The 20,646-nt window shown below is 74.5% G+C and carries 16 protein-coding genes, 2 tRNA genes, 1 pseudogene and 1 riboswitch; of the genes and pseudogenes, 14 read left to right on the forward strand and 5 right to left on the reverse strand.

What is annotated here, in order from left to right:
• The 5 genes and pseudogenes from ACZ60W_RS12690 to ACZ60W_RS12710 form a co-directional block, all read left to right on the forward strand.
• Window positions 1-218, forward strand: a pseudogene (locus ACZ60W_RS12690) (DEAD/DEAH box helicase); the annotation flags it as partial.
• Window positions 219-441: 223 nt separating this feature from the next.
• Complete coding sequence (locus ACZ60W_RS12695; protein ID WP_469755326.1) at window positions 442-3,546, forward strand: FG-GAP-like repeat-containing protein; 3,105 nt, start codon at window positions 442-444, stop codon at window positions 3,544-3,546.
• Between the two features lie 161 nt (window positions 3,547-3,707).
• A tRNA-Lys gene (locus ACZ60W_RS12700) sits at window positions 3,708-3,780 on the forward strand.
• Between the two features lie 207 nt (window positions 3,781-3,987).
• Window positions 3,988-5,421: a diacylglycerol/lipid kinase family protein gene (locus tag ACZ60W_RS12705; protein ID WP_469755352.1), complete on the forward strand. Its 1,434-nt coding sequence runs from the start codon at window positions 3,988-3,990 to the stop codon at window positions 5,419-5,421.
• The gene (locus ACZ60W_RS12710) at window positions 5,418-6,002 is read left to right on the forward strand and encodes a phosphatase PAP2 family protein (RefSeq protein WP_469755327.1); all 585 of its coding nucleotides are present in this window, start codon (window positions 5,418-5,420) and stop codon (window positions 6,000-6,002) included. The genes ACZ60W_RS12705 and ACZ60W_RS12710 overlap by 4 nt, the downstream gene beginning before the upstream one ends.
• Before the next feature lie 24 nt (window positions 6,003-6,026).
• Here ACZ60W_RS12710 and ACZ60W_RS12715 read toward each other — a convergent pair whose 3' ends face one another.
• Window positions 6,027-6,959: a sigma-70 family RNA polymerase sigma factor gene (locus tag ACZ60W_RS12715; RefSeq protein ID WP_469755328.1), complete on the reverse strand. Its 933-nt coding sequence runs from the start codon at window positions 6,957-6,959 to the stop codon at window positions 6,027-6,029.
• Between the two features lie 185 nt (window positions 6,960-7,144).
• Here ACZ60W_RS12715 and ACZ60W_RS12720 point away from each other — a divergent pair, with 185 nt between their 5' ends.
• The 9 genes from ACZ60W_RS12720 to ACZ60W_RS12760 all read left to right on the forward strand — a co-directional run bounded on the left by ACZ60W_RS12720 (window position 7,145) and on the right by ACZ60W_RS12760 (window position 15,362).
• Window positions 7,145-7,639 carry a rhodanese-like domain-containing protein gene (locus tag ACZ60W_RS12720; protein ID WP_469755329.1) on the forward strand — a complete coding sequence of 165 codons (495 nt, stop codon included), beginning with the start codon at window positions 7,145-7,147 and terminating at the stop codon, window positions 7,637-7,639.
• A gap of 53 nt (window positions 7,640-7,692) precedes the next feature.
• A tRNA-Met gene (locus ACZ60W_RS12725) sits at window positions 7,693-7,766 on the forward strand.
• Window positions 7,767-7,915: 149 nt separating this feature from the next.
• Entirely contained in the window at window positions 7,916-8,656 is a 741-nt protein-coding gene (locus ACZ60W_RS12730; RefSeq protein WP_469755330.1) for a MerR family transcriptional regulator, read from the forward strand.
• A 147-nt stretch (window positions 8,657-8,803) separates the two neighbouring features.
• Window positions 8,804-9,166: a hypothetical protein gene (locus ACZ60W_RS12735; protein ID WP_469755331.1), complete on the forward strand. Its 363-nt coding sequence runs from the start codon at window positions 8,804-8,806 to the stop codon at window positions 9,164-9,166.
• Window positions 9,167-9,228: 62 nt separating this feature from the next.
• The gene (locus ACZ60W_RS12740) at window positions 9,229-10,266 is read left to right on the forward strand and encodes a PLP-dependent cysteine synthase family protein (protein WP_469755332.1); all 1,038 of its coding nucleotides are present in this window, start codon (window positions 9,229-9,231) and stop codon (window positions 10,264-10,266) included.
• Window positions 10,263-11,504 carry an MFS transporter gene (locus tag ACZ60W_RS12745; RefSeq protein WP_469755333.1) on the forward strand — a complete coding sequence of 414 codons (1,242 nt, stop codon included), beginning with the start codon at window positions 10,263-10,265 and terminating at the stop codon, window positions 11,502-11,504. Before ACZ60W_RS12740 ends, ACZ60W_RS12745 begins: the two co-directional genes overlap by 4 nt.
• Window positions 11,505-11,640: 136 nt before the next feature.
• The gene (locus ACZ60W_RS12750; protein WP_469755334.1) at window positions 11,641-12,852 is read left to right on the forward strand and encodes a PP2C family protein-serine/threonine phosphatase; all 1,212 of its coding nucleotides are present in this window, start codon (window positions 11,641-11,643) and stop codon (window positions 12,850-12,852) included.
• 201 nt (window positions 12,853-13,053) lie between these two features.
• A riboswitch (cyclic di-AMP (ydaO/yuaA leader) is annotated at window positions 13,054-13,200 on the forward strand.
• An 11-nt stretch (window positions 13,201-13,211) separates the two neighbouring features.
• Entirely contained in the window at window positions 13,212-14,318 is a 1,107-nt protein-coding gene (locus tag ACZ60W_RS12755; RefSeq protein WP_469755335.1) for a M23 family metallopeptidase, read from the forward strand.
• 99 nt (window positions 14,319-14,417) lie between these two features.
• Complete coding sequence (locus tag ACZ60W_RS12760; RefSeq protein ID WP_469755336.1) at window positions 14,418-15,362, forward strand: aldo/keto reductase; 945 nt, start codon at window positions 14,418-14,420, stop codon at window positions 15,360-15,362.
• 81 nt (window positions 15,363-15,443) lie between these two features.
• Here ACZ60W_RS12760 and ACZ60W_RS12765 read toward each other — a convergent pair whose 3' ends face one another.
• From ACZ60W_RS12765 to ACZ60W_RS12780, 4 genes are all read right to left on the reverse strand, one after another.
• Window positions 15,444-16,781, reverse strand: coding sequence for a PrsW family intramembrane metalloprotease (locus ACZ60W_RS12765; RefSeq protein ID WP_469755337.1), 1,338 nt, complete (start codon window positions 16,779-16,781; stop codon window positions 15,444-15,446).
• A 42-nt stretch (window positions 16,782-16,823) separates the two neighbouring features.
• Complete coding sequence (gene trmB, locus ACZ60W_RS12770; protein WP_469755338.1) at window positions 16,824-17,627, reverse strand: tRNA (guanosine(46)-N7)-methyltransferase TrmB; 804 nt, start codon at window positions 17,625-17,627, stop codon at window positions 16,824-16,826.
• Window positions 17,628-17,689: 62 nt separating this feature from the next.
• Complete coding sequence (gene lhgO / locus ACZ60W_RS12775; RefSeq protein ID WP_469755339.1) at window positions 17,690-18,874, reverse strand: L-2-hydroxyglutarate oxidase; 1,185 nt, start codon at window positions 18,872-18,874, stop codon at window positions 17,690-17,692.
• Window positions 18,875-18,950: 76 nt separating this feature from the next.
• Window positions 18,951-20,387, reverse strand: a complete 1,437-nt coding sequence (locus ACZ60W_RS12780; RefSeq protein WP_469755340.1) for an MFS transporter — start codon at window positions 20,385-20,387, stop codon at window positions 18,951-18,953.
• Between the last annotated feature and the right edge of the window lie 259 nt (window positions 20,388-20,646).

The raw sequence follows: 20,646 nt of genomic DNA on the forward strand, positions 1-20,646 counted from the left end.
CCTTCGAGCGTCGCGACAACGACCGTCCCTCCGGCGGCCACCGCGGCAGCGACCGTCCGTTCAACCGCGACCGTCGTGACGACCGTCCCTCCGGCGGCTTCCGCTCCGGTGGCGGCGACCGCCCCTTCGGCCGCCGTGACGACCACCGCGGCACCGGCTCGACCGGCGGCTCCTTCGGCCGTCGCGACGACAAGCCGCGCTGGAAGCGCAACGGCTGACGCCGACTGATCACCACGAGCCGGGCCCGTACGACACACCGTCGTACGGGCCCGGCCCGTTTTTCCGGAGCTTCCGGCGGCCCGGCCCCGGTGCGCCCGCTCGCGCCGCCGCCCGACCGGATACGCTCGACCGGTCGACGCGGGTGAGGGGAGCCGGCCGGGGGGCCGGCGGAGACCTCTCCCCGACTTCCAGCGTCAGGTTGCCCTGGGGAGGGACCTCTCTTTGTCTCGTTTCGCACGCGCGCGGCACCCCCGCGCGCGTATCGCCGTTCTCGCCACCGCACTGCTCGCCTCCGGGATCGGCCTCTCGCCGTCCGCGACGGCCTCGCCGGTCGTGGGCATCGACCAGCTGGACATCACCCCGAACTGGCGGGGTGTGCCCCGGCACGAGACCGTCCTCGCGGTCGGGCCCACGGGCTACGCGCACCGCACGGAGGACTCCGACGAGCACTTCGGAGAAGAGGGGGAGTGGACCGACTTCGCGACCGGGACGACCGTCCCCCTGGGGTACGGCAGCGGCAACGACGCCTTCGCCGAGCGCGGCACCGGCGGCCGGTACGTCTACCTCCAGCGCGGCATCGGCACCCACTACCTCCGTGACGTGGTCACCGGCGCGGAGCAGCCGCTGGAGATGCCCGCGGACACGAGCTTCCGGGGCGTCCTCGGCGAGACGCTGCTCTTCCAGCAGTACGAGGCCGGCTCGTCGTACGCCACCACCACCGGCTACTTCCTCCGCCGCGTCGCCGACGGGACGACGGTCCCGGTCACCGGCTGGCCCGGGGACGCCGACCTGCACACGGCGCGGCTCGTCGCGGGCGACGGCGCCACGGCCGTGATCCGCTTCTCGGCGTCCGCCGGATACGACTTCACCCACCTCGGCGTCGTCGACCTGCGGACCGGGGAGATGCGGGTGATCGCCTCGGCCACCCCGTCGCTCGACGTGCTCACCGGGCCGGTGGCGGTGACCGGGGACCGGATCGCCTGGGTCGACACCGCCCGCACGGTCCACATCCGCGACCTGGCCGACCTGAACGGGCCCGAGACGACCTACCCGCTGCCGGAGGGCCTGTCGCTCCGCCGCATCGGGCTCGTCGGCGACCGGGTCCTCGCCGTCGACGACGTGTCGGGCACGGACGCGGCGCTGCGCCGCCGTCTCGTCGCGCTCTCCCCGACGGGCGCGGCGCAGCCGCTCCTGGACAGGGTCGAGGCGGAGATCACCCAGATCGGCGACGGTTCGGGCGCGGCGGTCGTCGGCGGCACCTCCGCCACGGACTGGTCCCTCCTCAAGGTCGTCCCGGGCAAGGGCGGCACGCTCGCGGTGGAGAAGCTGCGCCGGCTGGAGCCGCTGCCGGCGAAGGTCGACGCGCTCGCGCTCGGCGCGGGCCGGCTCACCACCCTGGAGTACGACGGCCCGAGCGGGCCCGGCCTCTACGGCCGGACGCTTCCCGTGGGCCCGCTCCACACCGGGCAGTCCGCGCCGGTGTGGCAGGGCGTCGACGCGAACGCCGAGTGGAACTCCTCCCCGCTCTTCGCCACCGGCGACGGCCGCACGGTCTCCTACCCCCGGATCCCGTACACCGCGCGGGCGGTCGTCACCCGGGACGCCGCCGGCCGGACGACGAAGGTGACCCTCGACAAGGACGGCCGGATCGAGGACGCCTTCGGCCGCTGGGCCGTCTTCCAGAGCGGCCGGCCCTCCTTCCCCGGCCAGCTCGTCGCCGACGGCGAGACGGTCGTCGTGAACACGGAGGCCGCGACGGTCGTGTCGCGGCAGCAGCAGACCGCCGTCGCCCTGTGGGGCGACACGCTGTTCACCGGCACCGCGACGGTCGGCGAGGTCGCCCGCAAGGACCTGGCGACCGGCAAGGACCTCGGCAAGGTGGCGACCGGCGCCGGCTGCCCGCTGACGGAGCTGCAGACGGCCGGCGGCCGCTGGCTGTACTGGGCCTGCGGGCAGTACGCCACACAGGGCGTCGTCGACCTGAGGAGCGGCGCGCGGATCGCGCTGCCCCGCTCGTACGGCAACGGCGGGCTGCTCGGCGACGGCTACTACGTCGACCAGTCGAGCCAGTACCTGCGGGTCGTCGACTTCTCCGGCGGTACGGCGAAGGCGCGGATCCTGGACGACACCACGCCGGTGTCCGGCAGCCGCCGGCAGGGCTGGACCGTGGACCGGTTCGGCGGTGCCGTCGCCTACAAGGACGCCGGGAACCGGGTCCACGCGGTCTGGACGGGCGTGCCCGCCTCCGACCTCACCGCCGCGTCGGCGACCGCTCCCGCGACCGCGTCGGCGAAGACGGGCTGGAAGGCGTCCTGGACGCTCTCCAAGCCCGCGTCGATCTGGCAGCTGACGCTCCGCGACCTGTACTCCGGCGCCGCCGTCCGCACCTTCGGCGGCGGCGAGACGCGCGGCCGGATCGACGTCGCGTGGGACGGCCGCACGGTGGCGGGCAAGGCCCTGCCCAACGGGCCCTACACCTGGGACCTGACGGCGAACACGGCGGACGGCCAGGGCCGTGACCTCGTCGCCTCCGGCACCGTCACCCTCTCCGGCGGCCGGCCCGCGTGGCGCGACCTCACCGGCGACGGTCAGGCCGACCTCCTGGCGATGGACCCCGCGGGCCTCGTCTCGATGTACCGGGGCACCGGCTTCGGCGGCCTGTCGGGCCGGATCGCGGGAACGGGCGCGAAGTTCCCCGCCACGACCGTCCTGGTGCCGTTCGGCGACACCGACGGCGACGGCTGCGCCGACGTCCTCGCCCGCGTCGGCGACCAGCTGCGGGCCTATCGCCCGGGCTGCGGCAAGGTGGTCTCCGCCTCCTCGCCGTACACGGCGATCGGCGCGGGCTGGGGCCAGTACGACGTCCTCACCTCCCCCGGCGACGTGAACGGCGACGGCTTCACCGACCTGATCGCCCGCCAGACGACCACCGGCGACATGTACTTCTACGCCGGCACCGCCGACCACCGGATGAAGAACCGGGTGCGTTTCGGCACGAACTGGAAGCTGTACAAGAAGCTCGTCGGCGCCGGAGACCTGAACGGCGACGGCCGGAGCGACCTGCTGGGCGTGGACGCGGCCGGCGTCATGTGGCGCTACTACGGCACCGCCACCGGCGGGGTGACGGCCCGCGTCCGGCTCGGCGCCGGCTGGAGCGGCTTCACCTCCCTCGTCGGCGTCGGCGACCTCTCCGGCGACGGACGTCCCGAACTCGCGGCCCGCGACACGGCCGGCAAGCTCTACGCCTACTTCGGCAACGGCTCCGGCTCCTACGCCTCCCGCGCCCCGATGGGCGCCGGCTGGAACGTCTACACGTCCCTGTCCTGACCCTCGCCGCCGCCCTTCCGTCCCCTTCTCCCCCGCGAGGTCCGGCCACCACGGCCGGGCCTCGCGGCCGTCGCGGCCGGCGGGCGCGGCGCGGCCGGTGTCGGATACCCGATCGGTTCCGGGGATCTCTCCGGCTATGCTGCACGGGTGTGCTTGTCCACGGGCCGTTAGCTCAATTGGCAGAGCAGTGGACTTTTAATCCATTGGTTGTGGGTTCGAGTCCCACACGGCCTACCTACGGCGGGAAGACCTTCCCCGCCGAAAGCGCCCCGCCCGGTCCCGACCGGGCGGGGCGCTTTCGTGGTCCGGAACTTTTCCGGCGAACGGATCGTCAGGGGGCGCGGGGTGGGAAAGCGTGAGTGAGTCTGGACGGTGGAGCGCCCGGCGCGGAGCGTGGAGGTGGGGACGGTGACGGAGACGGTGGACGAGGCCGGCGATCCGATGGGGACGGCGCGGGTCCTGGCGCGGTGCGCGCTGGCGGCGGCGGCCGCCGCGGTCGTGCTGCTGCTGACGGGGTTCGGGGCGGGCGGGCTGCTCATCCTGGTGAGCGGGCTCCTCGGGCTCGTGGCGTCGGCGGCGGGGATCTGGTGGTTCCTCGCGCACCGCGGCGCGGTGCGGGTGTTCGGCGCGCTGCTCGCCGCCGGGGCGCCGGTGGTGGTGCTCACCCTGTACGTCGTCTGGGGGCTGGCGCTGAACGCGCTGCTCGCCCTGTGCCTGTGGGGCGTGGCGGTGGGCTGCGCGCGGGAGGCGCAGCGGCTCCCCGAGCAGCGGCGCGGGGAACGGTCGCGGACCGACGGGACACGGGTCAGACGTCGGTCCCGTCCCCGCAGACCGGTGCTGATCATGAACCCGAAGTCCGGGGGCGGGAAGGTCGGCCGGTTCGGGCTGGTGGAGCGCGCGGAGAAGCTGGGCGCCCGGGTCGTCCTGATCGACCCGTCCGTCGAGACGGATGTCGCCGCCCTCGCCCGGGAGGCCGTCGCGGACGGCGCCGATCTGCTCGGAGTGGCCGGCGGCGACGGCACGCAGGCGCTGGTCGCCGCGGTGGCGGCCGAGCACGACCTGCCGTTCCTGGTCATCTCGGCGGGCACCCGCAACCACTTCGCCCTCGACCTGGGGCTGGACCGCGAGGACCCGGCGACCTGCCTGGACGCCCTGTCCGACGGGGAGGAGCTCCGGGTCGACCTGGGCTCGGTCTCCGGCCGGCCCTTCGTCAACACCGTCTCCTTCGGCGTGTACGCGGACGTCGTGCAGCGCGCCGAGTACCGCGACGCGAAGGCGGGCACCGCGCTCGACGTGCTGCCCGACCTGCTCCAGGGCGGTCAGGGCGCGCGTCTCGACGCGACCGCCGACGCCGTCCGGCTGCCCGCGCAGCAGGCGCTGCTCGTCAGCAACAACCCGTACGCGGCCCCGGATCCCTTCGGGGGCGCGGCGGCCCGCAGGCCCCGGCTCGACGGCGGTGAGCTCGGCGTGATCGCCGTGCGGGTGGACGGGGCCGCGGACGCCGCCGACCTCGTCGTGCGCGGCACGCAGTCGGCCGGACTCAACGTCATGACGGCCGGCCGTGTCGAGGTCACCGGCCGGACGCCGGCCCCCGCCGAGGCCGGCGCGCCGTTCGCCTGGCCGTCCTCGGCCCTGGTGACCGAGACCGACCTCGACACCGGGTCCATCTCCGTGGCCGTCGACGGCGAGGCGCTCGTCATGCCCACCCCGGTGGTCTGCACCCTCCGGCCCAGGGCCCTCAGGGTCCTGGTGCCCCGTCACCGGCCGGGTTCGCCCCCGGCGAGCCGCCCGCTGGACTGGCGGCGGATCACCGCGCTCGCCTTCCCCGACCACTTCCCCTCGACCCTCCGTGACTTCCGAAGGAACAGCACATGAGCTCGACGACCAGGACAGGCACCCTCCGGGACGTGATCCGGGACCTCAACGCGGTCGACGGCGCCGTGTACGCGGCGGTGGCCGCCACGCCCACGCCCACGCTCGACAGCGGGCTGCGCCGGCTCTCCCGGACGGCCGACCACTCGAAGATCTCGTTCACCGTGGCGGCGGCGCTCGCGTGCCTGCCGGGCCGGCCGCGCCGGGCGGCGCTGGTCGGCGTGGGGGCGATCGCGGTGGCGTCGGCCTCGGCCAACCTGCTGGGCAAGCGGCTGGTGCGCCGGCAGCGGCCCGACCGGGAGGCGGCCCGCGTGGTGGTGGCCCGGCACGTCCGGATGCCCGACTCGGCGTCGTTCCCGTCCGGGCACACTGCGTCGGCGGTCGCCTTCGCCACCGCCGTGGGCACGGTGCTGCCGGCCGCCGCGGTGCCCCTCGGGGTGCTGGCGGGGGCGGTGGGCTACTCCCGGGTGCACACCGGTGTGCACTACCCGGGCGACGTGGCCGCGGGTGCGGTCCTCGGCGTCGCGAGCGCCGTGGTCGCGCTGGCGGCGAGCGCGTCCTGGCCGGCGGCCGGGGACCGGTGAGTCCCCGCCCGCCGGGCCCGGGGATCAGTAGGCGGCGCGGGCCAGTTCCTCCTCGGTGAGGCCGAGGGCGGCGAGGCGGTCGGGGTCGGCGAGGATCTCCAGGCCGACGATGCGGTCGCCCGCGACGGTGAAGGACATGAGCGCGCCCGGGCGTCCGTCGACGACCGACAGGAACGCCGGCGCCCCGTTGGCGACGACCGGCAGGTAGGCCTGGCGGAACTTGGCGTACAGCAGGGCCTGGGAGATGACGGCCTCGGCGCCCCGGACGAGCCGGGAGGTGCCGGCGAGGAGCCTGCCGCCGTCGGCGCGCAGCACCACGTCGGGGTCGAGGACGGCGAGGAGCCCCTCGAAGTCGCCGCCGTTGGCGGCGGCGAGGAAGGCGTCGGCGATCTCCCGCTGCCTCCGGACGTCGGGCCCGGGGGCGGGGGAGGCGTCCTGCACGCGGCGGCGGGCCCGGCTGGCGAGCTGCCGGGTCGCTGCCGGGGTCCGGTCCACGATCTGCGCGATCTCGTCGAAGGAGACGGCGAACATGTCGTGGAGGACGAACGCGAGCCGTTCGGCGGGGGAGAGCGTCTCCAGGACGATGAGGAGCGCCAGGCCGACCGACTCGGTGAGCTCGGCGGCGTGCTCGGGGTCGGTGGTGTCGGCGACGCGGACCACCGGGTCGGGGACGTGGTACTCCAGCGGGTCCTCGCGGCGCGATCCGCGCGAGCGCAGCATGTCCAGGCAGACGCGGCCGACGACGGTGGTCAGCCAGCCGCTCAGGTTCTCCACCTCGCTGACGTCGGCCCGGCTGAGTTTGAACCAGGCTTCCTGGACGGCGTCCTCGGCCTCGCTCAGCGAGCCCAGCATCCGGTAGGCCACCGCCCGCAGGTGGTTCCGGTCGGCCTCGAAGCGCCGGGCCAGAAGTTCCTTGTCGGCGTCCACTCGTCGATCTCCCCCTTCGCGTGCCGTCATGCCCTCATGACGGATGAAACCCTGTCCATGTGACACGAGCGGAGGGGGTCCGGGTGGGTCGTGTGGTTCCGGTACGTGAGATCCCCGCCGTCTCGCGGACAACGCCCGGGATTCCCCGGTCGAAGCCCTCGACCACCGTGGATCCGGCCTTCATCCCGGTGATCGTCGTCCGTAGATTGATCACCATGACGACGACAACGACGCAGGTCAACCCCGTTCTCCGCACCCCGCCGGCCACGCCGGCCGCGGCGGCCGCCTACTTCTCGGCGAGCCTGGCCTTCCACGCCGACGTCTCCGACGTGGCCTCGGTGCTGGCCGCCTCGGCCGCCGACGGCACCGACCCGGGCTTCGTGGTGATCGACTCCCGCTCGACGGCCTCCTGGGACCAGGGGCACGTCCCCGGCGCGATCCACCTGCCGACCGCGCTCATCCCCGAGCAGGCGGACCGGCTCCTCGACCGCTCCGTGCCGGTCGTCACCTACTGCTGGGGGCCGGGCTGCAACGGTGCCACCCGCGCCGCGCTGGCCCTCGCGGAGCGGGGCTTCCAGGTGAAGGAGATGCTCGGCGGCTTCGAGTACTGGGTGCGCGAGGGCTTCGCGTACGAGACCTGGGAGGGGCGCGAGGAGAAGCCCGCGGACCCGCTGACGGCGCCGGTCGACTCCGACGACTGCGGCTGCTGACGACAACCGATTTCGTGATCGCCCCGGTCATGGCGTAGAGTCGTGTTCACCGACGCGGGGTGGAGCAGCTCGGTAGCTCGCTGGGCTCATAACCCAGAGGTCGCAGGTTCAAATCCTGTCCCCGCTACTCAGTACGAAGACCCGGATCCTCCTGGATCCGGGTCTTCGTCGTTTCCGGCGTCCCCTCCGGCGTCCTCTCCCGTGTCGTTGCGCGGGTTCCGCCGGTCGCGGCGCGCGTTTGACCTTGCCGCTGCGTCAACATCTAGCGTTTCCGGCATGGAGTGGTCGATCCAGGAGATCGCCAGGATGGCCGGCACCACCAGCCGCACTCTCCGGTACTACGGGGAACGCGGACTGCTGGAGCCGAGCCGCGTCGGCGCCAACGGTTACCGGTACTACGACCAGGAGGCGCTGGTCAGGCTGCAGCGCATCCTGCTGCTGCGGGAGCTGGGGCTCTCGCTGCCCGCCATCGCCGAGGTCCTGGCGGGGCAGCGGGACGCCTCCGCCGCCCTGCGGACGCACCTCGCCCTCCTGGAGCAGGAGCGCGAGCGCATCGGACGCGTGATCGCGTCGGTGCGGACCACCCTCGACAAGACGGAGAAGGGAGAGGAACTCATGGCCGAGGAAGTCTTCGACGGCTTCGACCACACGACCTACGAGCAGGAGGTCACCGAACGCTGGGGCCGCGAGGCGTACGAGAAGGGCGACCGCTGGTGGCGTTCGCTCGACGCCGCCCAGAAGCGGGCCTTCATGGAGGAACAGGACGGCATCGCCCGCGACTTCGGCAGGGCGGCGCAGGCCGGCCTGGCCCCCGGCAGCGAGGAGGTGCAGGACATCGCGCGCCGCCAGGTCGTCTGGCTGTCGGCCACCACGACGCCGAGCCGGGAGTACGTGACCGGTCTCGGCCGGATGTACGTCGACGACCCGCGCTTCACCGCGAACTACGACCGGCACGGCGAGGGCACCGCCGTCCTCGTGCGGGACGCGCTGGCGATCTACGCGGAGCGGAACCTCTAGAGGAGAGGCACCGCCCAGGGCCTCCGGAAAGGCCCGCCGGGTCCCCGGGGACCCTCCCGTCGGACGCGGTGGCCGAAACGGGGTCCGCCTCTTTGCGGGCGCGGGACAGCCCACCGTAGTGTCACGCACACGATGAGTGACGAGCGCGTGAGTGACGTGAGCCGGCGGGCGCCCGCCGTGCTCGTCCTGCTCGCCCTCGTCGCCCTGCTCGTGAGCGTCTGCCACGGCTCCCACGGGCACACGCTGCCTCCCACCGGCACGGCGACCGCCTCCGCCCCCGTGTTCCCGCACGGCTGCGAGCGGTCCGGCGACGCGTGGTCCTTCGACGCCCACCTGCCCGCGCAGGCCGCCGCCCCGCAGCCCGGAGCGCCGGACGCGGGCGGAGCCGTACCCCTGTCGTACACGGCGGACCTCCGCACCGATCCCCGCGCGCGCTGCGTCCGGGGCCGGGCGGGGCCCGGGCCCGAGCCGGGCCGTCTGCTGATCGCCCTCGGGGTGGACCGGAACTGAGCCGCGTCCCGCACACGCGTGGCCAGGCTCCCTTCCGTGCACCACCTCAAGGACACCTCTCCATGAGCAATCTGCTCTCCGGCACCACCGTGCCCCTGCCCGCCGGCGGCCAGACCGTCGGCAACACCCCCGTCCTCCGGACCGACGACGGCTACTGGGCCAAGCTCGAAGGCTTCAACTTCGGCGGCATCAAGGACCGCACCGCCCTCTACATGGTCGAGCAGGCCCGGCGCCGCGGGGAGCTGCGGCCCGGCGCCCCGATCGTCGAGTCGACCTCCGGGACCCTGGGTCTCGGTCTGGCGCTCGCCGGGGTCCTGTACGGGCACCCCGTGCACGTCGTCACCGACCCCGGCCTCGAACCGCTCGTCGAGCGGCTGCTCGTCGCCCACGGCGCCAAGGTCCACGTCGTCTCCCGGCCGAGCCCGCGCGGCGGCTGGCAGCAGGCCCGGATGGACCGGGTCTCCGAACTGCTGCTGAGCCTGGACGGCGCCTGGTGGCCCGACCAGTACGGGAACCCCGACAACCCCGACGCCTACGCGGGACTGGCCGCCGAACTCTCCGGCCGGCTCGACCGGATCGACGTGCTGGTCTGCGCGGTCGGCACCGGCGGCCACTCGGCCGGCATCTCCCGTGCGCTGCGCGCCACCGGCAGCCCCGCCCTGGAGCTCGTCGGCGTGGACTCCGTCGGCTCCACCGTCTTCGGCCTGCCGGCCGGGGAGCGGCTGATGCGCGGCCTCGGCTCGTCCATCCACCCGGCCAACGTCGACCACGCGGCCTTCGACGAGGTCCACTGGGTCGGGCCCGCGGAGGCCGTGCGGTCCGCCCGGCGCCTGGCCGCGCGCCAGTTCGCGACGGGCGGCTGGAGCGTGGGGGCGGTCGCGCTGGTCGCCGCCTGGCTGGCCAGGACCCGGCCGCGGGGGACCCGTATCGCGGCCGTCTTCCCCGACGGGCCGCAGCGGTACTTCGACACCGTCTTCAACGACGAGTTCTGCGCGGCGCACGGGCTGCTCGACGGGCCGGTGCGGGAGGAACCCGCGGCGTACGAACCCGGCGCGCGGGTGGACGGCTGGACGCGCAAGGTGCTGGGGCGGGTCCGTTGACCGCGACGAGCGCGGCGCCCGCCGCCCGCGGCGGCGTGTGGCGGCAGAGCCGCACCTTCCCGCCCGCCGTACGGCTGCTCTTCGCCAACCAGCTGACCATCAACCTCGGCTTCTACATGCTGATGCCGTACCTGGCGGCGCACCTCGCCGACGGGCTCGGGATGGCGGCCTGGGCGGTCGGCCTGGTCCTGGGCGCCCGGAACCTCTCCCAGCAGGGCATGTTCCTCGTCGGCGGGGCGCTGGCCGACCGGCTCGGCTTCAAGCCGCTGATCGTGGCCGGCTGCGCGCTGCGGACGGCCGGCTTCGGGGCGCTGGCCTTCGCGCAGTCGCTGCCGATGCTGGTCGCCGCCTCGCTGGCGACCGGGCTCGCGGGGGCGCTGTTCAACCCGGCCGTGCGGGCCTGTCTGGCCGCCGAGGCCGGTGAGGAGCGGCGGGTGGAGGCGTTCGCCCTGTTCAACGTCCACTACCAGGCGGGCATCCTGCTCGGGCCGCTCGTCGGGGTGGCCCTGACGGGGGTGTCGTTCCGGCTGACGTGCACGGTGGCGGCGGTGCTGTTCGCGGGCCTGACCGTCGTACAGCTGCGGCACCTGCCCGAACGGGCCGGCGCCCCGGCCGCCCGGGGCGCGGGGGCGCGGGGGCAGTTCCGCACGGTGCTGTCCCACCGGACGTTCTGGTTCTTCTCGCTCGCCATGACCGGCTCGTACGTGCTGTCCTTCCAGGTCTATCTGGCGCTGCCGCTCGCGGCGGACGGCACGGCGCTCACCACGGCGCTGTTCGTCGTCTCGGCGCTGGTCGCGCTCGCCGGGCAGCTGCGGATCACGGCCTGGTGCCGGCGCCGGCTGAGCCGGGAGCGGTGCCTGGTCCTCGGGCTCGCCCTGATGGGCGCGGCCTTCCTCGCCCCGGCGGCCCTGGGGCGGGGCGCGGCCGGGCTGCTGGTGTGCGCGGCGGTCCTGGCCGTCGCCAACGCGGTGCTCTACCCGTACGAGATGGACACCGTCGTGGCCCTGTCCCGGGGGCGCTGGGTGGCCACCCACTACGGGCTCTACAACACCGTGTGCGGGGTCGGGATCACCCTCGGGAACCTGGGGACGGGCGCGCTGCTCGACGTGACCGGCTGGTCGGCGGCCCCGTGGCTCGCGCTGTGCGCGGTGGGGCTGGGGTGCGCGGCGGCCATGGCGCTGCTGGCGCGGGGCGGCCGGCTCGCGGAGGCGGCCGGGGACCGAGGGGGCGGTGACTGAGGAGGGAGGGGACCGAGGGGCGATCGCGTGCGGCCTACGCCAGTCGGCCGCACGGGGTCGCCCGCCGGTGCGGCGGCGGCCACCCTGGGAGGGCGCGGTACGGACCGCGGGCGGCCGACCGGGCAGGAGAGCACAGGTGGGGCACCCTCAGGGCGAGACGGGCGACGGGCGGCGCGAGGATGACGACGGCCTGGCGTACGGCGGTGCCCGGCGGTTCATCCGGGCGCTGCCGCCGCTGGTCATCGCGGGGGGCGTCGCCTACGACGTGGCGACCCCCGCCTCGTACACCGCGTCCCCGCTCTTCTCCGCCGCCCCGCTGATCGCCGCGCCGTTCTTCTCCACGCTGACGACCCTGCTGACCGGGATCGCCGCCGTCCTCGCCTCCCTCGGGCTGCACCTCTACAACGACACCGCGAGCGACATCCCGGGGCTGACCGAGACGCTCACCGTCCTCACCGTCTCGGCGCTGGCCCTCCTCATCAACCGGGTGGTGCGCCGCAGTGGCGAACGGCTCGCCTCGGCCCGGGTCATCGCGGAGACCGCGCAGAAGGCGGTGCTGCCGATGCCCGCCGAACGGATCGGCGGGCTGCAGTGCGCGGCCCGGTACGAGGCGGCGCAGGCGGACGCGTTCATCGGCGGCGACCTGTTCGCCGTGCAGGACACCCCGCACGGGGTGCGGCTCGTGCTCGGGGACGTCCGCGGCAAGGGGCTGGAGGCGGTCGAGGCCGTCGCCGTCGTCATCGGGGCCTTCCGCGAGGCGGCCGAGCAGGAGCGGACGCTGGAGGGCGTGGCGCAGCGGCTCGAACGGGCCCTGGCCCGGGAGGGCATGCGGCGCCACGGACTCGACGCCTTCGAGGGGTTCACCACCGCGGTCCTCGCCGAGATCCCGCGCGCCGACGGCACCGGCACCTTCGGCGGCTTCGTCCGGCTGGTGAACCGCGGGCACCCGCCCCCGCTGATGCTGCACGCGGACGGCCGGCTCGACCTGCTGGACCCGGTGGACCCGGCGCTGCCGCTCGGCATGGGGGACCTGGCGGCGTGGCCGGACCGCGCGGAGGCGCGGCCCTACCCGCCGGGCGCGACCCTGCTCTTCTACACCGACGGCCTGTCGGAGGCGCGGGACGCGGAGGGCGTCTTCTACGACCCCGCGGAGCGGCTCGCCGGCCGGATCTTCCCGGGACCCGAGGAACTGCTCGACGCGCTGGTGGGGGACGTGCGGCTGCACACCGGCGGGCGGTCGACGGACGACATGGCGCTGCTCGCGGTGAGCAGGCCCGCCGAGGGCCAGCCGGAGCGTCGCCGGACCATGCCGGTGGTGCCGCCTGGGCGGCCCCGTCACCGGGCGTAGTCGCGAGGTGTCCCTGCGATAACAATTGACATAACGTCAGATCGAGGGGGTTTACGGGTTCCGTGCTGAGCTGGGGTCAACTCGGGCCATTACCTCCCAATTCGATGAACGATCAAGAGGAACGGCTTGGAATGAAGACCCCCTGTCTATTAACGTTCGATAACGCAGCGCGGTCGTCCCAGCCGTCGCAAGAGGCGGCACCGTGCGCGCGCGCCGAATCCTGAAAAGGAACCGGGGAACCACCACTTGGGGTGAATCGGGCCCTTCGCACCCGTGCGACCGTGCCCGTAGGAGACCTTCCTGCTCCGAACCCGTCAGCTAACCCGGTAGGCGAGAAGGAAGGAAAGGAGCGCCCCTCAGTGGCGTCCAACACCCCCGCACCCGAAGCCCCCTTCGATGCCTTCGGCGGCGGTGCGGGTCCCGCCGCCCCGGACACCGAGTGGAACCCCACCGAGGGCTCCCTGCGCGCCGAGCGCTCCGGCGGCCGGCACCGGGTCGTCAAGCAGCGCTCCAACTTCGCCCGTTCCTCCACCGTCCTCGGCGTCGGCGTCATCGCCGCGGTCGGCGCGGGCGGCCTCGCCACCGCGCAGGAGAAGCCCCCGGTCGCGATCTCGCTCCCCGACCTCCCCGACCTCGGCCTGCCGGACGCCCACGACCTCCCCGGCGTCGGCGACCTCCTGCCCGACGAGGAGCCCGAGCCGGTCAGCGCGGCCCGCGCCAACCCCAACCCGCTCACCGCCGCCACTTACACCACCGCCGACGAGCCCGCCGGCCCGGCCGACCATGCCGCGAAGACCGCGAGCGGCGCCTCCGACGCGGGCGAGGCCCTGCGCGCCCGCATCCTCCAGCAGGCCGAGCAGCAGCAGGCCTCCGCCGACGCCGCCGACAAGGCCGCGGCGGAGGACGCCGCGGCCGAGAAGGCGGCGGCGGAGGCCGCGGCCAAGGCCGACGCGGCGGCGAAGGCGGCCGCCGAGGCCAAGGCGAAGGCCGAGGCGGAGGCGAAGGCCAAGGCCGAGGCGGAAGCCGCCGCGAAGGCCGAGGCCGAGCGCCTCGCCAAGCTCGCCGCGAGCTACTCGCTGCCCCTCTCCTCGTACACCCTCACGGCCTCCTACATGCAGTCCGGCTCGATGTGGTCCTCCGGCTACCACACCGGCCTCGACTTCGCCGCGCCCACCGGCACCCCGCTCAAGGCCGTCCACGGCGCCACCGTGAAGTCGGCCGGCTGGTCCGGCTCCTACGGCTACCGGATCGTCCTGGAGCTGTCCGACGGCACCGAGGTCTGGTACTGCCACCTCTCGTCGATGACCGTCTCCGCCGGCCAGACCGTGGGCACCGGCGAGACCATCGGCCGCGTCGGCGCCACCGGCAACGTCACCGGCGCCCACCTCCACATGGAGGTGCACACCGCGGGCGGCGACGGCATCGACCCGGCGCAGTGGCTGCGTTCCAAGGGCCTCTCGCTCTGACGCCCCGACCCTCGTGAGACCGGCGCGGACCCCCTGGTGCGGGGTCCGCGCCGTTCCTTCGCCGGAATAGGCCCGGCGCCCGGAGCGGTTGATCCCCCCATGACCTCTCTCCGCCCGCTGGGCAGCTCCGACCTGCACGTCTTCCCCCTCGCCCTGGGCGGCAACGTCTTCGGATGGACCGCCGACGAGGCCGAGTCCTTCGCCGTCCTCGACGCCTACGCCGCCGCCGGCGGCAACTTCGTCGACTCCGCCGACGTCTACTCCGCCTGGGCCGAGGGCAACGAGGGCGGCGAGTCCGAGACCGTCATCGGCCGCTGGCTCGCCTCCCGCGGCAACCGGTCCGACATCGTCGTCGCCACCAAGGCGGGCGCCCACCCCCGCTTCAAGGGGCTCTCCGCCCCGACCATCAAGGGGGCCGCGGAGGAGTCGCTGCGCCGGCTCGGCACCGACCACATCGACCTCTACTACACGCACTTCGACGACGAGTCCGTCCCGGTCGAGGAGATCGTCACCGCCCTCGACCAGCTCGTGAAGGACGGCAAGGTGCGCGCCGTCGCCGCCTCCAACATCTCCCCCGAGCGACTGCGCGCCTCCCTCGACTTCGCCGAGGCCGAGGGGCTCACCCGGTACGTCGCCCTCCAGCCGCACTACAACCTGGTCTCCCGCGAGACCTACGAGGGCCCGCTCCTGGAGACCGCCGAGCGCGCCGGGCTCGCGGCCGTCCCTTACTACGGCCTCGCCGCCGGCTTCCTCACCGGCAAGTACCGTCCCGGCGCCACCGTCGACAGCGTCCGCGCCGCCGGAGCCGGCGGACACCTCGACACCGAGCGGGGCCGGGCCGTTCTTTCCGCCCTCGACGCGGTCGCCGAGGCGCACGGGGCCGAGCTCGCCACCGTCGCCCTCGCCTGGCTCGCCTCCCGCCCCACCGTCGCCGCCCCCCTCGCCTCGGCCCGCACGGTCGACCAGCTCCCCGCCCTCGTCGCCTCCGCCCACCTCACCCTCACCGAGGCCGACCTGACCCTCCTCACGGAGGCGTCGGCCTAGGAGGCGTTCCGCCGATCGCGCCGGGTTCACGGGGTCCGGCACCGCGCCGCCCCTGATCCGGCCTGATCGACAAGGCACCCCCTAGCTGCGGTACGGGTTGTAGCCGCCGTAGTCCAGGTACTGGGGCGGTGCCCAGACGCGGCCGGTGGCGCGGGCCGCGTGGGTGAGGGCGGGGGAGGCGAGGGCCCGGCGCTGCCAGAGGTGGTGCAGGAGTTCCTGCTCGCGGGCGCGGAAGTCGGGGCCGGCCGTGCCGCGGCGGGCCCGGTCCCGGAGGAAGGCGAGGGTGGTGGCGAAGGACTCGTACTCGCCGACGGCGCGGGCGGCGGCGGGGCCGTACGTGCCGGCGGCGAAGGTGCGGGCCAGCCGGCGGGCCCGCATGGAGGAGAGCGCGAGGGGCTCGGCGGGGGAGAGCCAGCCGGCCGCGGCGTACGCGGGGAGTTCGCCGGATATCGTGCGCAGCTCGCGCTGCCGGCTCCAGACGGCGAGCCAGGTCAGCAGGCCGAAGGCCGGGACCATCAGGGCGCCGTACACCGCGTAGAAGGCCCAGGGGCCGCCGAAGGTGGCCGAGCCGTTCCAGGCGGCGTGCAGTCCCATGGCGAGGAGCAGTCCGGCGAGCGGCAGCAGCACCTTGCGGAGCCGCTTGCCGCGCGGGGCGAGCGCGGCGAAGCCGAAGCCGATGCCGGTGAGCACGGTGAAGAGCGGGTGCGCGAACGGCGACATCACGATCCGGACGAAGAAGGTGCCCGCGGTCACCATGCCGATGCCGGGGGAGCCGATCTCCTGGTCCTCGCCGAAGGCGTTGCCGAGGTAGAGGATGTTCTCGGTGAAGGCGAAGCCGGTCGCGGTGAAGCCGGCGAAGACGACCCCGTCGACGAGCCCGCCGAAGTGCCGCCGGCGGAAGAGGAAGAGCAGCAGGATCGCGGCGGCCTTGGCGCTCTCCTCCACCACCGGGGCGATCACGGTCGCCCCGAGGTTGTCGGCCGAGGCCGGGTCGGCGGTGGCCGTGGCGATCCAGCGGACCGCGAAGGAGTTCGCCAGGATCGCGACGAGCGCGGCGGCGAAGGCGCCCCAGGCGAAGGCGAAGAGCTGGTTCTTCCAGGGCCCCGGCTCGACCCGGTCGAGCCAGCGGAACGCGGCCATGAGCAGCGGTACGGGAAGCACGGCGAGGCCCAGGCCGACGAGGAAGCCCTGGGTGCCGGTCTGCTCGCGGACCATCGCCAGGATGACCAGGGCGCAGAGCGTGAGCAGGGTGACGACGGTGATCGCCCGCACGACCCGGCTGCGCCAGAACGCGCGGCGGGGCCGGTAGCGCCACTGGGACCGGTCGGCGGCGGCCGGGAAGGCCGGCTCGTCGGTGTCCCGGTGCGGGACGGGCGCGGTGTCCTCGGGGGGCGGCTCGGCGGGGGCGGGATTCGACACGTGAGCGACCCTAGCCACCCCCACCGACACCGTGCGACGCGGTTACGCGCGCGGGACCCTGCGGAAGAGCAGGTCGTGCACGACGTGGCCCTTGTCCAGGCCCTGTCCCTCGAAGCGCGTGACGGGGCGGAAGTCGGGGCGGGGGGCGAAGCCGCCGTCCTCCCGGGTGTTCTCGAAGTCGGGGTGCGCGGAGAGGACCTCCAGCATCTGCTCGGCGTACGACTCCCAGTCGGTGGCGCAGTGCAGCACGCCGCCGGGCCTGAGGCGGGTGGCGAGGAGGCCGAGGAACTCGGGCTGGATCAGCCGCCGCTTGTGGTGGCGGGCCTTGGGCCACGGGTCGGGGAAGTAGACCCGGCAGCCGTCGAGGGAGTCCGTCGCGAGCATCTCGCGGAGCAGGATGATCGCGTCGCCGTTGGCGACCCGGACGTTGGTCAGGCCGTTGCGGTCGGCGAGGCCGAGCAGGTTGCCCTGGCCGGGGGTGTGCACGTCGACGGCGAGGATGCCGGTGCCGGGGTCGGCGGCGGCCATCTGCGCGGTCGCCTCGCCCATCCCGAAGCCGATCTCCAGAACGACCGGCAGGCCGCCGAACATCTCGCCGAGGTCGAGGACGCCCTTGCCGTCGATGTCGAGGCCCCAGTCGGGCCAGCGCTTCAGCATCGCCTCGGCCTGGCCGTAGGTGACGCGGCTGCGGCGCGGCTGGAAACTCCGGATGCGCCGCTCGTGATGCGCCCCGGCCGGGTCGGGCATCGGCCCTTCCCCGGGTGCGAACATCCGGCTGCCCCGCCGCGCGACGGGCTGGGCGGGGGCGGCGGCGGGCTGGGTGTTCTTCTCAGGGTGCTCAGACACAATGCCGCCGATTCTACGGCGCCGCCCCCGGGCGGGCCTCCGCCCGGCCGCCCGGTGCGGGGTCACAGCAGGGCGAGGGCGCGGCCCGCCACCTCCCGGCCGATGGGGAGGGAGGCCGTCGCCGCGGGGGAGGGTGCGTTGAGCACGTGGACCGTGCGGGCCGCCTCGCGGATGAGGAAGTCGTCGACGAGGGTGCCGTCCCGCAGGACCGCCTGGGCCCGCACGCCCGGCGCCGCCCGCCGCAGGTCGGACTCCTCGACGACCGGGAGCAGCCGTCGCACGGCCGCGGTGAAGGCCCGCTTGGAGACCGAGCGGTGGAGTTCGCCGGCGCCGTACCGCCAGTGGGCGCGGGCGATGGACCAGGAGCCGGGCCAGGCGAGGGTGCCGGCGAGTTCGCGGGGGCGGACGACGGACCAGCCGTATCCCTCGCGTGCCAGCGCCGGGACGGCGTTCGGCCCGATGTGGACGCCGCCGTCGATGCCCCGGGTGAGGTGGACGCCGAGGAAGGGGAAGGCGGGGTCGGGCACGGGGTAGACCAGGCCCCGCACGAGCGAGGGGTCCGCGAGTTCGTAGTACTCCCCCCGGAAGGGGACGATCCGCATGCCCGGGTCGTCGCCCGCGAGCCGTGCGATGCGGTCGCAGTGGAGCCCCGCGCAGTTCACCAGGACGCGCGCCCGCACGACGCGACCGTCGGCGGTCCGCACGGCGACGCCCCAGGGGCGCCGGTCGACGACGGTGACCTCCGCGCCGTACAGGATGCGGGCGCCGGAGGACTCGGCGAGCCGCTGGGACACGGCGCCGTAGTCGCAGATGCCGGTGGTGCCGACGTGGATCGCGGCGAGGCCCCGCACCCGGGGCTCGTACGCGCTGATCTGGCTCGGGCCGAGCTCGCGCACCGGGATGCCGTTCTCCCGGCCGCGCTGGACCAGGGCGTGCAGCCGGGGCAGCTCCTCGCGCGTGGTGGCGACGATCAGCTTTCCCGTCACCTCGTGCGGAATGTCCCATTCGGCGCAGAACTTGACCATCTCGGCCGCGCCCTCGACGGCGAACCGCGCCTTGAGCGAGCCGGGCCGGTAGTAGATCCCGCTGTGGATCACCCCGCTGTTGCGCCCGGTCTGGTGGCGCGCGAGGGCGTGCTCCTTCTCCAGGACGGTGACCCGCGTGCCGGGAGCGGCCCGCGTCAGCGCGTACGCCGTCGACAGCCCGACGATCCCGCCGCCGATCACCAGCACGTCACAGTCAAACACCAGCGCCACCTCCCACCCCCGATAGTGCACTGGCCCACTGACATCGCCGTTAAACGCCCGTTCCGTGGGACGCGTGTCACGCCGGTGCGACCAGGAGCGGCCTGGCGCGCTCCCGGAGCTCCATGACCCGCGGCTCGTCCCCGTACGGTTCCAGCCGGTGCAGCAGGTCGCGCACGTACTCCGTGGTCCGCGCCGAGGAGATCCGCCCGGCCACCTCGACCGCGAGCGTGCCGGCCGCGCACGCCGCGTCCAGGTTGCCCGACTCCAGCTCGGCGACGGCCGAGACGACGAGCCGCAGCCCGTGGGAGCGGACGAACTCCTCGGTCGGCCGGGACAGCGCCTGCTCGGTGAAGCGGCGCACCTCGCGGGGCGCCTTCAGGTCCCGGTAGCACTCGGCGGCGTCGGCGCAGAACCGGTCGTACGAGTAGAAGCCGAGCCAGGTCGGGTCGGCGTCGCCCGTCCGGGACCGCTCCAGCCACCCCTCGGCGGACTTGAGCGCGGCCGCGGCGGCGATGCCGTCGCCGGCCTTGGCGTGCGCGCGTGCCTCGACGAGCCGGAAGAAGGACATGGTGCGGGCGGTCGCGAGCCCCCGGTTGCGCTCCAGGGCGGCCTGGGCGAGGTCGACGCCCTCGTCGGCGAAGCCCCGGTAGGTGGCCTGGAGCGACATCGAGGCGAGGACGTACCCGCCGAGCGGCACGTCGGCGGCGGCGCGGGCGAGCCGCAGCGCCTGGATGTAGTAGCGCTGGGCGGCCTCCTGCTGCCCGGTGTCGAAGGCCATCCAGCCGGCCAGCCGGGTCAGCTCGGCGGTCGCGCCGAACAGGGCGCGGCCGACCTCGTCGGAGTACGAGCCGAGCAGCAGCGGCGCGGCGTCGACCCGTAAGCACTCGGGGACCATGGAGGAGCGCCAGTCCCCGCCGCCGTACTTGGAGTCCCAGCGGCGCGCGTCCTCGGCGGCCTCGCGGAGCTTGGCGACGTCGCTGTGCCCCACGCGCGCGTGCTCCGCGGTCGTCGCGGCGGCCGCTCCGGGCCGCGGGGCCTCGCGCTCGACGGACGGGTCGGCGGGGGTGATCAGCCAGCGGGAGGTCGGCGTGGCGTAGGCGCTGACCGCGAACGACCCCGCCAGCGACTGCCAGATGCCGCCGCCCCCGGCCCGTCGGCCGGCGAGATCCAGCCGGTACAGGTCGGTGGCCGAGCGCACGGCCTCGCCCACGTCGCGCGGGAAGGCGAGCCCGACCTCGGGCGCCGGGTCGGCGTCCGCCAGCCCGATCTCGTGCAGGGGGACGGGCCGGCCGAGCTTCTGCCCGATCGCCGCGGCGATCAGGTGCGGGGCGGCGCCCTGCGGCACCATGCCCTTCGACACCCACCGGGCGACCGAGGTCTTGTCGTAACGAAGCGTCAGACCCCGCTGCGCGCCGAGGTCGTTGACGCGCCGGGCGAGCCCGGCGTTGCTGATTCCCGCGAGGGCGAGAACCGTGCCGAGCTTGTCGTTCGGCCCGCGTTGCTCCCTGGACATGACGCCACCCCTCGACCACCCAGACGGCCGCCACGACGCCGGGCATAGGCGTGCGGCATTCGTAAACACAGCGTAGTTCGCCGCATCCCTACCGTTAAGGGGCGGTGTTCCGTATGGCGAGATTGTTGTGTGACCGGTCGCCGGGGGGCTCCGCCGGACCGGTCCGTGCTCCGGCCGTGTGGTCGTGCGCCCGGCCGTGCGCTCTCGTCCCGTGGGTGGGGGAGCGCTTCCATGAGTACCGCGTGGGTCGGCCCACTCG

It is taken from the genome of Streptomyces sp. NPDC104202, assembly GCF_055584185.1.